Raw genomic sequence first — 12702 nt, 5'->3', positions numbered from 1 at the left:
GCTGCGATCTTTTGATCTTGACTCCATATCATTGAAGATCAAAAGATCGCAGCCTTCGGCAGCTCCTATGGGAGCGTTTTGATCCGTTGCTTGATCCTCAATCTAAGGCTGAAACGCCCCAATAAATATCGCCGGATCAACCCGCGCATCATTCAGGCTAATGTTCCAGTGCATGTGCGGCCCGGTTGCCCGGCCGGTTGCGCCCACCTTGCCGACTACACCACCCCGGGCCATTTGCTGGCCGACTTTCACGTCAATCTTCGACATGTGGCAGAACATGCTGATGAACCCTTGGCCGTGGTCGACGAATACCGTGTTGCCATTGAAGAAGTAGTTGCCGATCAGAATCACCTTGCCTGCGGCCGGCGTTTTGATCGGTGTGCCGGCAGGTACGGCGAAATCCAGGCCGGCGTGAGGATTGCGTTCTTCGCCGTTGAAGAAACGACGTACGCCGAACTTGCTCGACAGTGGGCCGTTGACCGGTTTGTCCAGCAACAGGTTGCTCGGGGTGTTCGGGCTGAAGCTGCGGTAGGCCTGGATTTGCTCGGCCAGTTCACCCTCGATGCGTTTCAGGTTTGCCGGGTTCGGATTGACCTGCTGGGTATTTTTCAGGGTGATGTGTTGTTCCGGGTATTTCTTGTTGCCGACGATGAAGGGCAGGTTGCGGCCGCCGCTGGTGACCTGCTGCGTGCCCGGTTTGACGGTCAACGGCACGCCGACGATGGCCAGCCAGTTGTTCTGTTCCTTCACCACCAGTACCGGTTTGCCCTGGTAGCTGGCTTTCGGCGCCTGGGCGGATGCGCCCAGATCGACCACCGCCACGCCGCCCGGTACTGGCTTGTTCAGCAGGCGGGTGATGTAGCTGTCAGCGTGGGCGTTGAAGGTCAGGCACAGCAGAAACAGCGAAGCTAAGAAACGCGGCATGGATTAATCCAGTAAAGAAAGGGTGACAGGCGTCAGGTGATTGTCTTCGACCCGAACGTGCAGCTCGCCTTCGCCAAGCTTGGCTTTCAGGCGCTGGCCGGTGTGCGTCTGGGCGGCGTTACGAATTGCGTTGCCGCGTTCATCCAGCAGAATGCTGTAGCCACGGCCGAGGGTCGCCAGCGGACTGACCACATGCAGTGTCTGCATTTGGCTTTGCAGCTGCAGACGCCGGCCTTTAAGGCCTTCACGCATGGCACGGGGCAGGCGTTCGGCGAGGCTGTCGAGGCGCTGGCGCAACATCGCCAGTTGCCGGCCCGGATGCTGGCCGGCAAGGCGTGTTTCCAGGCGGATCAACCGCTCGCGACGGGTATTAAGGTTGCGTTCGAACGCGCGGCGCATGCGCATGTCCAGGTCATCCAGGCGTTGCGCTTGCTGACGCAGGCGTTCGCCGGGATGACGCAGACGACGTGACATGCCTTCCAGGCGCAGGCGGTCGCGCATCAGGCGATCGCGGATACGCATTACCAGACGTCGATGCAGGCTTTCGACCCGGCGAACCAGGTCGCTGGAATCCGGCGCCAGCAACTCGGCGGCGGCGGACGGCGTTGGTGCGCGAACGTCGGCAACGAAGTCACTGATCGACACATCGGTTTCATGCCCGACGGCGCTGACAATCGGCGTCACACAGGCGTCCACGGCACGGGCTACGGCTTCTTCGTTGAAACACCAGAGGTCTTCCAGCGAGCCGCCGCCGCGGGCCAGGATCAACGCGTCGAAGCCGCGCGCATCGGCCAGCTTCAGCGCACGAACAATCTGCGCGGTGGCTTCGCGACCCTGCACGGCGGTTGGAATCAGCGTCAGCTGTACCTGCGGAGCTCGGCGTCTGAACACGCTAATAATGTCGCGAATGACTGCACCGGTCGGTGAACTGATGATGCCGATGCGTTGCGGGTGAGCAGGCAGTGGCACTTTGCGCTCGGCACTGAACAGGCCTTCGGCGCTGAGCTTTTCCTTCAGGGCATCGAAGGCCAGACGCAGGGCGCCATCACCGGCCGGCTCCACGGTATCAAGGATCAGCTGATAGTCGCCACGCCCCTCGAACAGCGAAACCTTGCCCCGAACCTTGACCGCCAGGCCGTCCTTCAGCGCCTGGCGAACCCGCGCGGCGTTCTGCCGAAACAGCGCGCAACGCACCTGTGCGCCGCTGTCCTTCAACGTGAAGTACACATGGCCGGACGCCGGACGGGCAAGGTTGGAGATTTCGCCTTCGACCCAGATGTTGCTGAACACGTCTTCAAGCAACACCCGCGCGCGGCCGTTGAGCTGGCTGACAGTCAGGACTTCACGGTCCAGGCCGAGTCTTGCAAAGGGATCTTTAATCATGGGGCGCATGATAAAGGCAATCTCCAACGGAATGCACGATCCCCCTGTAGGAGCTGTCGAGTGAAACGAGGCTGCGATCTTTTGATCCGGGTTTTTTAGAACAAGATCAAAAGATCGCAGCCTCGTTTCACTCGACAGCTCCTACACAGAGTATTTACAGGGGTGTGGTGAAATGTCGGATGAACTGTTCAGTCAGCGCCGTCGGGCTCTGCCTGCAGGCGACGGCCACGCTGCTCTGGCAATCCGGGTCAGCCAGCGGCAGGAAGCGGATATCGGGCGGTGCAATGTCTTGCATTGATTCCGGCAACAGGGCGATGCCGAATCCGGCCTGGATCAATTGCAGTTGCGTGGTTTTGCGCGACACCACCCTGGCGGCTTTGGGAAAGAAGCCCTGACGCATGCACAACTCGGCCGACAGGTAACTCAGCCCGCCGCGCTGGGGGTGCGGGATCGAGATAAAGGCTTCGTCCTTCAGCAGGCCCAGATCGATACCCTGCGCGTGGTCATTTGCAGCCAGCCAGTGTCTCGGCGGAACGGCCAGCAGCAGGCGTTCTGAATATAAAGGAATTATCTGCACGCCTTCACGTTGACGTAGCACCGGCAGACGCAACAGCCCAACATCCAGGCGGCGCTCGGCCAGTTCTTCGAGTTGCGCCTCGGAAGACAGTTTGACGATGTCCAGGGACACCCCAGGCAGCTGATCCAGGTAGTCGCTGATGCCACGCAGCAGGCGGCCACTCATGGGAACGGTGCTGGAATGACTCAAGCGCAAAGTGCCCAACTGGCCGTTGCCTACTTGAGTGGCCAATTCGCTGGCCTTGCTCAGTTCGGTCAACAGATTCCTGGCGCGCGGCAAGAACGCTTCGCCAGCCGCCGTCAGTCGCGGTTGGCGCGCGGTACGTTCGAACAGTGGCGTTTGCAGGCGACTTTCCATGTCCTTGATTTGCCGGCTAAGCGCCGACTGCGCCACGAACAGGCGCTCTGCTGCCATGCTGAAACTTCCACATTCGGCGATCTCGACGAAGTACCGCAATTGCCGGGTCGATAACACGAGGCATGCCTTTTTGAGATGAGTAAGCGACTTTTAAGATATTAGTCGCAACTCTCCTCGATAGCTAAAGTCATGACAGGTGTTCAAGGAAGGCGAGCAGATGAACGTGATTGAGTTGTTGAGCCAGTGGCCATTCGGCGCTACGGATTGGCTGGTGATCGGGCTGGGTATCGCTCTGGCGTACATCGTGTTTGGCATTGCCGGCTTCGGTACGGCGCTGGTGGCAGGGCCGATTCTGATTCTGTTCATGCCGCTGTCGAAGATTGTGCCGCTGCTGGTCTTGCTGGATTTCGTGGCGGCCTTTGGCAATCTGCTGCCCTCACGAAAGGATGTGGCGAAACCTGAATTGCTGCGGCTGTTGCCCTGTATGGCAGTGGGGTGCACCTTGGGGGTGATCTTTCTGCTCAACCTGAAATCGGATCTGCTGCTGTTACTGATGGGGCTGTTCATCAGTGCCTATGCGGTCTATAGCTTGTGGGTAAAAAAACGGCCGGCGCAATTGTCTGCCGGTTGGGCAGTGCCCATGGGCACGGTGGGCGGGATGTTCGGCGCGCTGTTTGGCAGTGGCGGCTTTTTATATGCGATCTATTTGAACAGTCGGCTGCCCAAGGAATCGGCCCGCGCGACCCAAAGCGCACTGATCAGCTGCAGCACGGTGGTGCGGTTGAGCCTGTTTGCCGTCGCAGGCGTGTATGCCGAGCTACCCTTGTTGGTACTGGCGCTGTGTTTGTTACCCGCGATGGCGTTAGGGCTATGGATCGGCCGGCGGCTGACCCTGCGATTGTCCCGCGAGGCATTCGTGCGGCTCGTGACCTGGTTGGTCCTGGCGAGTGGAATTGCCTTGATCTGGCGGTATCTGAGTACTTGACCTGTGCTTGTCAGGGATTAAGCTGCCGGCCGCAAACCCTGTAGGAGTGAGCCTGCTCGCGATAGCGGTGGGTCAGGCAATATCATGGTTGACTGATACACCGCTATCGCGAGCAGGCTCACTCCCACAAGGGTGATCATTCAGTATTGGTAGGCTGCACCCATGAATTCCCAAAGCATCATCGTCCCGAAAATTTCCACCCTGCCGGTGCACGAACCCCGGGCGCGGGCGATCGTGCGCTGGCTGGTGCGCAAGAACATCATCAAGGAAGAACTGACCACCTGTGGCCGAACCGGCAGTCGCATGGCCCATGCCATCGGCGACGGCGCGCGCGCGGTCGTGCTGCACCCGGAAGCACTGCCGTTTGGTGAGCCGGTCAATGGCCTGGAGATCATCACCAAACGCTGCATCTATACGCCGGCCAAGGGTTTCCTGGAGGAGGCGGGCTGTGCCGAGTGCCGCAAGGAAATCGGCGAAGCGCTGTTTGAAAGCCTGGAAGAGTGGATGCCGGGGCGTACCGATAACTTCACCTGCCCTGAATGCGGGCATGAAGATGACATCAACGGGTTTCTGTTTTTACAGGAATGCGGGTTTTCCAATCTCGGGTTCATTTTCAATAACTGGGCCGAAGCCGGGTTCAAGCAGAGCTTTATCGATGAGTTTGCCGATTGGCTCGATCAGCCGGTGAGCTGGGTGAAAGTCGAGCTCTGAATCACCACAACCCCCTGTAGGAGCTGCCGAAGGCTGCGATCTTTGGATCTTGTTTTTTAAAATCAAGATCAAAAGATCGCAGCCTTCGGCAGCTCCTACAAAGGGCGATATTTCCCGTATATCAGTAATGACAATAATACCCAGAGTTTTACATTGAACCCGAGGGGGTGTCTGACTATAATGGCGCGCTTCCATTTTCCCGCTCGGGAGCCCCCGCGATGCTGCGTATCAGCCAAGAAGCTCTGACATTCGACGACATTCTCCTAGTGCCTGGTTATTCAGAGGTGCTTCCTAACGAAGTCAGTCTCAAGACCCGCCTAACCCGTGGCATCGAGCTGAATATTCCCCTGGTTTCTGCCGCCATGGACACCGTCACTGAAGCCCGTCTGGCAATTGCCATGGCTCAGGAAGGTGGCATCGGCATTATCCACAAGAACATGACCATCGAGCAGCAAGCTGCCGAAGTGCGCAAGGTCAAGCGTTACGAGGCCGGCGTGGTCAAGGACCCGATCACCATCGAGGCTGACGCCACGGTTCGTGAACTGTTCGAACTCACCCGCATGCACAACATCTCCGGCGTTCCGGTACTGCACGATGGCGACCTCGTCGGCATCGTCACTTCCCGTGACGTGCGTTTCGAAAATCGTCTGGAAGCGACTGTCCGCGAAGTGATGACGCCTAAAGAGCGCCTGGTCACTGTCAAGGAAGGTGCCGACAAGAACGACGTTCGCGAGCTGTTGCACAAGCACCGTATCGAACGTGTGCTGATCGTCGACGACAAATTCGCCCTCAAAGGCATGATGACCGTCAACGACATCGAAAAAGCCAAGGCTTACCCGCTGGCCAGCAAGGACGATCAAGGTCGTCTGCGCGTAGGTGCTGCAGTCGGTACCGGTAAAGACACCGGTGATCGTGTTGCTGCGCTGGTCAACGCCGGTGTTGACGTGGTGGTGGTCGACACCGCTCACGGTCACTCCAAAGGCGTGATCGATCGCGTTCGCTGGGTCAAACAGAACTTCCCTGACGTGCAGGTCATCGGCGGCAACATCGCCACCGGCGCTGCTGCCCTGGCCCTGGCCGAAGCGGGCGCTGACGCGGTCAAGGTCGGTATCGGCCCTGGCTCGATCTGCACCACCCGTATCGTCGCCGGTGTCGGCGTCCCGCAAATCAGTGCCATCGCCAACGTCGCCGCTGCCCTCGAAGGTACTGGCGTTCCGTTGATCGCCGACGGCGGCATCCGTTTCTCCGGTGACCTGTCCAAGGCCATCGTTGCCGGTGCTTCCTGCGTGATGATGGGCTCGATGTTCGCCGGTACTGAAGAAGCGCCGGGTGAGATCGAACTGTTCCAGGGCCGTTCGTACAAGGCGTATCGCGGCATGGGTTCGCTGGGCGCCATGTCCCAGGCTCAAGGTTCCTCCGACCGCTACTTCCAGGACTCTTCGGCAGGCGCCGAGAAGCTGGTTCCGGAAGGCATCGAAGGGCGTGTTCCTTACAAGGGCACCCTGAGCGCCATCATCCATCAACTGATGGGCGGCCTGCGTTCCTCGATGGGTTACACCGGCAGTGCCGACATCGAAGAAATGCGCACCAAGCCTGAGTTCGTGCGGATCACCGGCGCTGGCATGGCCGAGTCCCACGTCCACGACGTGCAGATCACCAAAGAAGCGCCAAACTACCGCGTAGGTTGAGCCTTCCAGCAAAAAGTTAAGTAACCGGGGCTGTTTGATTCAGCCCCGAGTTGTTTCTGAATCACGACTGTTTCTGAATTATTTAGACGAGACTGAATCATGGCCCTCGACATTCACGCTCACCGTATCCTGATCCTCGATTTCGGTTCCCAGTACACCCAGCTGATTGCTCGCCGCGTGCGTGAAATCGGCGTGTACTGCGAACTGCATCCGTTCGACATGGATGAAGACGCGATTCGCGAATTCGCTCCAAAAGGCGTCATTCTCGCCGGCGGCCCGGAGTCCGTGCACGAAGCCAACAGCCCTCGCTGCCCGCAAGCGGTGTTCGACCTTGGCGTACCGGTCTTCGGTATCTGCTACGGCATGCAGACCATGGCTGAACAGCTGGGTGGCAAGGTAGAAGGCTCCGAGCTGCGTGAGTTCGGTTACGCCCGTGTCGACGTCGTCGGCAAGAGCCGCCTGCTCGACGGCATCGAAGACCACATCGACGCTGACGGCCTGTTCGGCCTCGACGTGTGGATGAGCCACGGTGACAAAGTCACCAAAATGCCGCAGGACTTCCACATCCTCGCCAGCACCCCGAGCTGCCCGATCGCCGGCATGTTCGACGACGCTCGCGGCTACTACGGCGTGCAGTTCCACCCGGAAGTGACCCACACCAAGCAGGGCGGTCGCATCCTGTCTCGCTTCATCCTCGACATCTGCGGCTGCGAAGCCCTGTGGACGCCTTCGAAAATTGCTGAAGACGCCATCGCCAACATTCGCGCCCAGGTCGGCACCGACAACGTACTGCTCGGCCTGTCCGGCGGCGTTGACTCTTCGGTTGTTGCTGCACTGCTGCACAAAGCCATTGGCGACCAACTGACCTGCGTCTTCGTCGACAACGGCCTGCTGCGTCTGCACGAAGGCGAGCAAGTGATGGCCATGTTCGCCGAGAACATGGGCGTCAAGGTGATCCGCGCCAACGCCGAAGATCAGTTCCTCGACAACCTGGCCGGCGAGTCCGACCCTGAGAAGAAACGCAAGATCATCGGCCGTACCTTCATCGACGTCTTTGATGCCCAGTCCAACAAACTGGACAACATCAAGTACCTCGCCCAAGGCACCATCTACCCGGACGTGATCGAGTCGGCTGGCGCCAAAAGCGGCAAGGCCCACGTGATCAAGTCGCACCACAACGTGGGCGGCCTGCCGGAAGAAATGAACCTCAAGCTGGTTGAACCCCTGCGCGAGCTGTTCAAGGACGAAGTCCGTCGTCTGGGCCTGGAACTCGGCCTGCCGTACGACATGGTCTACCGTCACCCGTTCCCGGGCCCGGGCCTTGGCGTTCGCATCCTCGGTGAAGTGAAAAAGGAATACGCCGACCTGCTGCGTCGTGCCGACCACATCTTCATCGAAGAACTGCGTAAAGCCGATTGGTACCACAAGGTCAGCCAGGCATTCGTGGTGTTCCAGCCAGTCAAATCGGTTGGCGTTGTTGGCGATGGCCGTCGTTACGCCTGGGTCGTTGCCCTGCGTGCCGTTGAAACCATCGACTTCATGACCGCGCGTTGGGCACACCTGCCTTACGAACTGCTGGAAACCGTCAGCGGCCGCATCATCAACGAAATCGAAGGCATCTCCCGCGTCACCTACGACGTGTCGAGCAAGCCGCCAGCGACGATTGAGTGGGAGTAATAGATCGCCCGGCACTCACTAGAGTGCAGCGCTAGATTCGGAGTAGCGCAGGAAGGGGTTTAGCGAATGCCAGTCAGTTATGCTGACTGGCATTTTTGTTTTTGGGTAGAAAGCCCCGAAGCAAGAGCCGTCGTTTTCAATGAGCGGCAAAGGCTGGCGCAGTTGTTAGAGAAACTGTGACCGAATCAAATCCGTATCGAACGGTGTTATCCCTTGATCAGGCGAAAACACCACCTGTGCCTGCTGCGGTGAACCCACTCGTTCTCCTCGTGCTCGAACATGTAAATCGAACAGAGTGTCCAAATCCGGCCTTGGTGTATGCACCAAAGCTCGCAGCATCAACGATACCCCACTGAGGTTGTTCTCGACGTTGTTCCACCGCGCAGATGAAGTGAGCCCCAGATCGGCCCAAATCATGCGTCGTTCCTGCAAGTCCATCACGAATGGCAGACAGATCCCTGTATCGGATGCGATATCGATACGGTCGAACACGGAGCGCGGCTCGAATACTTCACCCGACGCCGTGTCGGCGCGGGCCATCCAGCCAGCGAAGCATTCTGGAAGATCGCAGTACGGCTGCTCGGTGAATGAGTTGATAGACGTGACGATATAGCGGATACCCTTCTCGACGAGGACATTGAGGTCGAGATCGATGAACTCCGAAGCCCCTTTGGGCGCGTCGACGATGTCGCCACTGTGGTAGCCGCCGAAACCCTTCAAGTTGTAGTACGAGACCGTTTGTTTGAACACGAAGTTGGCGTCGAAAAATGCTGCAGACAAGTCGATGTCCGTGCGTTCTCGGCCGTTCTTCCACCACAGGAACAGGCGAATGAAACGTGTGTCAGGTATAGGCAACCGACTGCCCCGAACCAGCGTACGTAGCGACTTCGATGAGGCACGCTGCGCCAGCGGCACCTTGTATTCGCGTAATGCTGGATCGATGAAGCAGCGGCCTAGTGGCGGTAGTGTCGCAAAGCGCGTTACAAGAGCGTCTTCGCAGATTCGGGCTGCACGAGCCAACACGTCGGGTGTGAGAGGTTCGCGTCGATCCTTGATGCCATAGACTTTTGCAAATGAACCTTTCGGAGTGAAGGCCCGCAGGGGCAGGGGACGCGGAGCACGTACCTGGGCCAGCAACTGCAGCAGAATGGGTGACGACACTTGTGTCGCAACATCCTCGAAAGCGTCGAGAACCGACTCTGGTTCCGTCGCGCGCCGAAGGGTAACGTCCAGCCTTCGTGCGAACTCACCAGGGCGGCTCTTTAGTATGGGCGTAAGCGTGGCGATGTGACGCTGGGCAAGCAATGTTTCGACTTGTGATCCAAATGAGTCTGGCGCTTCGTTGCGACGCGCCACCGTGATGGCGGCTAGCGCTCGTGGGTACTTATCGGCATAGTCGCCCGGATGCAGTACTTCAGCCAGGCGTTTCCATCGCTCAGCATGTCGCATCACATCCTCTGCAGCGTTGGGTATCTGATCGAGTAGCCGCAACAGCAGGCGGCGCATCGAGCGCTTCATCGCTTTGAAACGTGTCAAAGCTGTTGTCAGCGAAACGTCTCCTCCATTCAGCGCTACCGCCAGGCGTAGCAAGTCAGTTGCCGTTTCGACGTTTCGCTCCAGGATTGCGTCCACCCGTGCATCGCTGGCGACATTTAGGATCAGTGCGCTGCCAACCTGTGCACGGATCTCCCGGAACGGGATGGTCTCAGGCAGTAGACGGAACACATCGCTTTTGTACTCTTGGATAAACCAGACGACATCGGCGATTTCCTCTTCGCAGAGCGAACTGCGCGATGAAACAAGCGGTTCGAGCAGTGCCTCGAACTCAGAGACGCTTCCCAGTTCGATAACGCGTGATATGAAGTTGCCCTCAAGCATCGCAGGTCGACAACGTTCAGTCGGTGGTAAACGCCGAAGCGTGAGGTAGTGAATGACGGCGTTAAGGTACAACTCCGCCTCTGAGGCCTTCAGAACTTGCTCCGGAAAGTCAGGATAAAACGGCCGGTGGTGTACATGAGCGCCAGTCTCCCGCTGAAGCACTCCGACGATGTCGCGCAGCCAGTGCTTGAGTTCTGTCGCGGACAACGTGCCGATTCGCTCAATCAAAGGCTCTGATAGTACGCATCGGTACGCCGCGATTTCCCGGACAGCCGACGCGACCTGAGCGCGTGTGGCACCGCCAGTGCCCAATGGGACGTGAACTTTCGTACGGCGACGCAGGAACAGCTCCTGATTCATGCTTGATTTTCTCCCTTGGCCGCCGTCGTGGACGAACTGCAGCATCGTGTTTACAGCGGATGTAAAAACGCCTGCAAGAAGCAGGCGCGGTGTGGAGAGCGGAACCCCTAGGTCATAGAAGGTTAGAAGGAAGGTGTTCCATAGCCACGAGGGCATTCTACGGAAGGTCGTTTCTGTTTGTCCGGTCTCAACGGTAACAAGCTGCATCGTAGTCCGGCACTCATGTGCTCCTGAGCGCATGCGATGCGCTGTTCAAGGGAAGGGTCAAAGGGGCAAAGTGAGACGGGCACTTGATGCAAAGTACGCAGCGCCGTCGCCAGAATTTCTATGATCTGCTCGGCAAAAAGCTCGCTGGGGCTGGCCAAATCCCGTCCCGGTACAGTGGTCATCAGCAGCCAATGGCGATTGTTTTCTGTGGCCTGCTGTTCAATGAGCGCATGGGGGAACTGTTCACGCCATTTCTTCGGAATATTCACGGTGCTTTCTTTCCCAAGGAGACCCGTACAAACTCTACTTCAAGCCAGGAAGGGTTGGAGAATTTCCTGAGCTTGCCCATAATCGAAATGAAGCAAAGCTACCTTATCGTTCTCAATCGAACTGAATAGCTGATGCCATTGCTCACTGTGAGCGGTCGCGATCCTGGAGGCCAATACATGAAGCTGGAAGAGCGTATGCAGATTGCCTTTGACGGCATGCTGGGAAACGTGATCCTGCGCATGGATGTTGCAGCGCTTGGGGGGCATTCACAGGTTTCTGTCGCGTTGGATGAGTTAATGCGCAAAGGCGTGATCGTCCGCATGGGCATTGGCATATACGCGAAAGCTTTTCGTCACGCTGAAACAGGTGTTGTTACCCCTGTAGCTGACCTTGAAACACTCGCTGTTGAGGTGTTTCAGCGACTGGGCGTCAGTGCTTCGGTGCAGATCTCCGCATCCGGATCCGGGCGTTTAGTGGCGTCAAAAGACGCAAAGATCTGCGTAAAAGGTAGCCGCCGAATTCGTCGCAAGCTATCGCTTGGTGGACGGTCGGTGGTTTACGTCAATGAGCTCGCATCTCCCAGAAAAGCGAAAATCTCGATACGGCGTCATCCGAAAACGGGTGCCTTGATCATTCCGAAGTCTGGACTGCGACGTTACGTGATGGATCTGGCGGACTCATGCCAGGTCGCTTACATCAGGACTTACGCAGATGAGTGGGCGGAAAATGTTTCTCGGCTGGCGGGGGACGATGTTCGCACCGACGTCATTGAGAACTTGGTTATCGCGCTGAAGAAAGAGAAAAAAGTCACCGGTCTGGAAGCGGTTCACCTGCTGACCAACTACTTGAGGGAAAAGCAGCGTGTTTGATCCATTCAAGGACTTTGACGCGAAGGGCTATCTCAGAAACGTTGTGGGTGAAAAAGACCTAAACATCGTCAAGCAGCTTGAACATGATCTGTTTACGGCGAACCTTGCTGACGCGATGGCCTATTTGGCTAAGAAACGCACGATCACTTACCGCGATTTTCTACAGGTCCACGCGCTTCTGTTTGGCGATCTTTATCCGTGGGCGGGCAGCGACAGGATGACGACTTCTCCTGACTTGGCGATCTCTAAAGCGGGCACCTTTTTTTGTCTTCCGTACGAAGCCAAGAGGGCCGTTGAGGAGGGGCTTCGTCTAGGTCAGGACCCGGCCGTGCAAAGAAAATCACCCGGTCTGGTGATGGGTTTTTTTGCCTACGGTCATCCGTTCCTAGATGGCAATGGTAGAGCGATGCTGGTGGTTCATTCAGCCCTATGTCATCGAGCAGGGTTTTCGATCAATTGGGGCAGGACGGATAAGACGGCCTACCTATCAGCTTTGACTCAAGAGATTGAGACGCCTGATAAGGGCATTCTGGATGCCTACTTAAAAAACTTTATCGAACCTGCACTTGAGCCGGGCGCATGGGAAGCCGCTATTCACTCCGTCCGCGGCCTGAATGGCTTAGTGACGATGGACACTGTCGAGGGACGCTCAGACGATCCTGCGATCTTCCAGAAATATCAGGAGTTTGATCAGAGGCGGGGCTATAAAACCGATTAATGGCACTCTCATCCCCAGTTTCCCGTAACGCGAATGCCTGTGACAGGAGCGCTTTATCTTTTAGCCCTTCAAATAGGCGAATTTGCTGGATGGTTGAT

12 protein-coding genes are annotated in these 12702 nt (G+C 57.7%); 7 read left to right on the top strand and 5 right to left on the bottom strand.

The genetic code is table 11. The features are described 5' to 3' along the window. Positions 1-102: 102 nt before the first annotated feature. The 3 genes from ACA063_RS23910 to ACA063_RS23900 form a co-directional block, all read right to left on the bottom strand. A complete protein-coding gene (locus ACA063_RS23910) occupies positions 103-924 on the bottom strand; it encodes a peptidoglycan DD-metalloendopeptidase family protein (protein WP_162438720.1) in 822 nt (273 codons plus the stop codon). A gap of 3 nt (positions 925-927) precedes the next feature. Next, entirely contained in the window at positions 928-2307 is a 1380-nt protein-coding gene (gene xseA, locus ACA063_RS23905) for an exodeoxyribonuclease VII large subunit (protein WP_194692762.1), read from the bottom strand. A gap of 154 nt (positions 2308-2461) precedes the next feature. Next, entirely contained in the window at positions 2462-3358 is an 897-nt protein-coding gene (locus tag ACA063_RS23900) for a LysR family transcriptional regulator (protein WP_497663620.1), read from the bottom strand. Between the two features lie 100 nt (positions 3359-3458). Here ACA063_RS23900 and ACA063_RS23895 point away from each other — a divergent pair, with 100 nt between their 5' ends. The 4 genes from ACA063_RS23895 to guaA all read left to right on the top strand — a co-directional run bounded on the left by ACA063_RS23895 (position 3459) and on the right by guaA (position 8302). Further along, on the top strand, positions 3459-4226 hold the full coding sequence (locus tag ACA063_RS23895) for a sulfite exporter TauE/SafE family protein (RefSeq protein ID WP_497663619.1): 768 nt from the start codon (positions 3459-3461) through the stop codon (positions 4224-4226). Between the two features lie 162 nt (positions 4227-4388). Further along, positions 4389-4937, top strand: a complete 549-nt coding sequence (locus ACA063_RS23890; protein WP_497663618.1) for a sugar ABC transporter ATPase — start codon at positions 4389-4391, stop codon at positions 4935-4937. A 218-nt stretch (positions 4938-5155) separates the two neighbouring features. Beyond that, positions 5156-6625, top strand: a complete 1470-nt coding sequence (gene guaB / locus ACA063_RS23885; RefSeq protein ID WP_497663617.1) for an IMP dehydrogenase — start codon at positions 5156-5158, stop codon at positions 6623-6625. Positions 6626-6724: 99 nt separating this feature from the next. Beyond that, positions 6725-8302: a glutamine-hydrolyzing GMP synthase gene (guaA, locus tag ACA063_RS23880; RefSeq protein ID WP_162438725.1), complete on the top strand. Its 1578-nt coding sequence runs from the start codon at positions 6725-6727 to the stop codon at positions 8300-8302. A 165-nt stretch (positions 8303-8467) separates the two neighbouring features. Here guaA and ACA063_RS23875 read toward each other — a convergent pair whose 3' ends face one another. Together ACA063_RS23875 and ACA063_RS23870 are read right to left on the bottom strand one after the other, a co-directional pair. After that, on the bottom strand, positions 8468-10747 hold the full coding sequence (locus ACA063_RS23875; RefSeq protein ID WP_497663616.1) for a TerD family protein: 2280 nt from the start codon (positions 10745-10747) through the stop codon (positions 8468-8470). Next, complete coding sequence (locus tag ACA063_RS23870) at positions 10663-10929, bottom strand: phosphotransferase (RefSeq protein ID WP_497666579.1); 267 nt, start codon at positions 10927-10929, stop codon at positions 10663-10665. The genes ACA063_RS23875 and ACA063_RS23870 overlap by 85 nt, the downstream gene beginning before the upstream one ends. On the opposite strand from ACA063_RS23870, the gene ACA063_RS23865 reads away from it, so the two are divergent. From ACA063_RS23865 to ACA063_RS23855, 3 genes are read left to right on the top strand one after another with little or no spacing between them, the layout of a single operon-like run. After that, positions 10834-11145: a hypothetical protein gene (locus ACA063_RS23865; protein ID WP_497666605.1), complete on the top strand. Its 312-nt coding sequence runs from the start codon at positions 10834-10836 to the stop codon at positions 11143-11145. The two genes, ACA063_RS23870 and ACA063_RS23865, sit on opposite strands and share 96 nt — an antisense overlap. A gap of 48 nt (positions 11146-11193) precedes the next feature. After that, entirely contained in the window at positions 11194-11886 is a 693-nt protein-coding gene (locus ACA063_RS23860) for a hypothetical protein (RefSeq protein WP_497663615.1), read from the top strand. Further along, positions 11879-12604 carry a Fic/DOC family protein gene (locus ACA063_RS23855; protein ID WP_497663614.1) on the top strand — a complete coding sequence of 242 codons (726 nt, stop codon included), beginning with the start codon at positions 11879-11881 and terminating at the stop codon, positions 12602-12604. The genes ACA063_RS23860 and ACA063_RS23855 overlap by 8 nt, the downstream gene beginning before the upstream one ends. Positions 12605-12702: the final 98 nt, after the last annotated feature.

It is taken from the genome of Pseudomonas sp. LBUM1643 (assembly GCF_059716215.1).
Note: the sequence above shows the minus strand (reverse complement) of the source record. Positions and strands in the feature narration are given on the sequence as shown.

Bases quoted from the DNA above. Each gene is read 5' to 3' on its own strand.
- ACA063_RS23910 (WP_162438720.1), bottom strand. From the start codon at position 924: ATGCCGCGTTTCTTAGCTTCGCTGTTTCTGCTGTGCCTGACCTTCAAC.
- xseA (WP_194692762.1), bottom strand. From the start codon at position 2,307: ATGATTAAAGATCCCTTTGCAAGACTCGGCCTGGACCGTGAAGTCCTG.
- ACA063_RS23895 (WP_497663619.1), top strand. From the start codon at position 3,459: ATGAACGTGATTGAGTTGTTGAGCCAGTGGCCATTCGGCGCTACGGAT.
- ACA063_RS23890 (WP_497663618.1), top strand. From the start codon at position 4,389: ATGAATTCCCAAAGCATCATCGTCCCGAAAATTTCCACCCTGCCGGTG.
- guaB (WP_497663617.1), top strand. From the start codon at position 5,156: ATGCTGCGTATCAGCCAAGAAGCTCTGACATTCGACGACATTCTCCTA.
- guaA (WP_162438725.1), top strand. From the start codon at position 6,725: ATGGCCCTCGACATTCACGCTCACCGTATCCTGATCCTCGATTTCGGT.
- ACA063_RS23875 (WP_497663616.1), bottom strand. From the start codon at position 10,747: ATGCAGCTTGTTACCGTTGAGACCGGACAAACAGAAACGACCTTCCGT.
- ACA063_RS23865 (WP_497666605.1), top strand. From the start codon at position 10,834: ATGCAAAGTACGCAGCGCCGTCGCCAGAATTTCTATGATCTGCTCGGC.
- ACA063_RS23870 (WP_497666579.1), bottom strand. From the start codon at position 10,929: ATGACCACTGTACCGGGACGGGATTTGGCCAGCCCCAGCGAGCTTTTT.
- ACA063_RS23860 (WP_497663615.1), top strand. From the start codon at position 11,194: ATGAAGCTGGAAGAGCGTATGCAGATTGCCTTTGACGGCATGCTGGGA.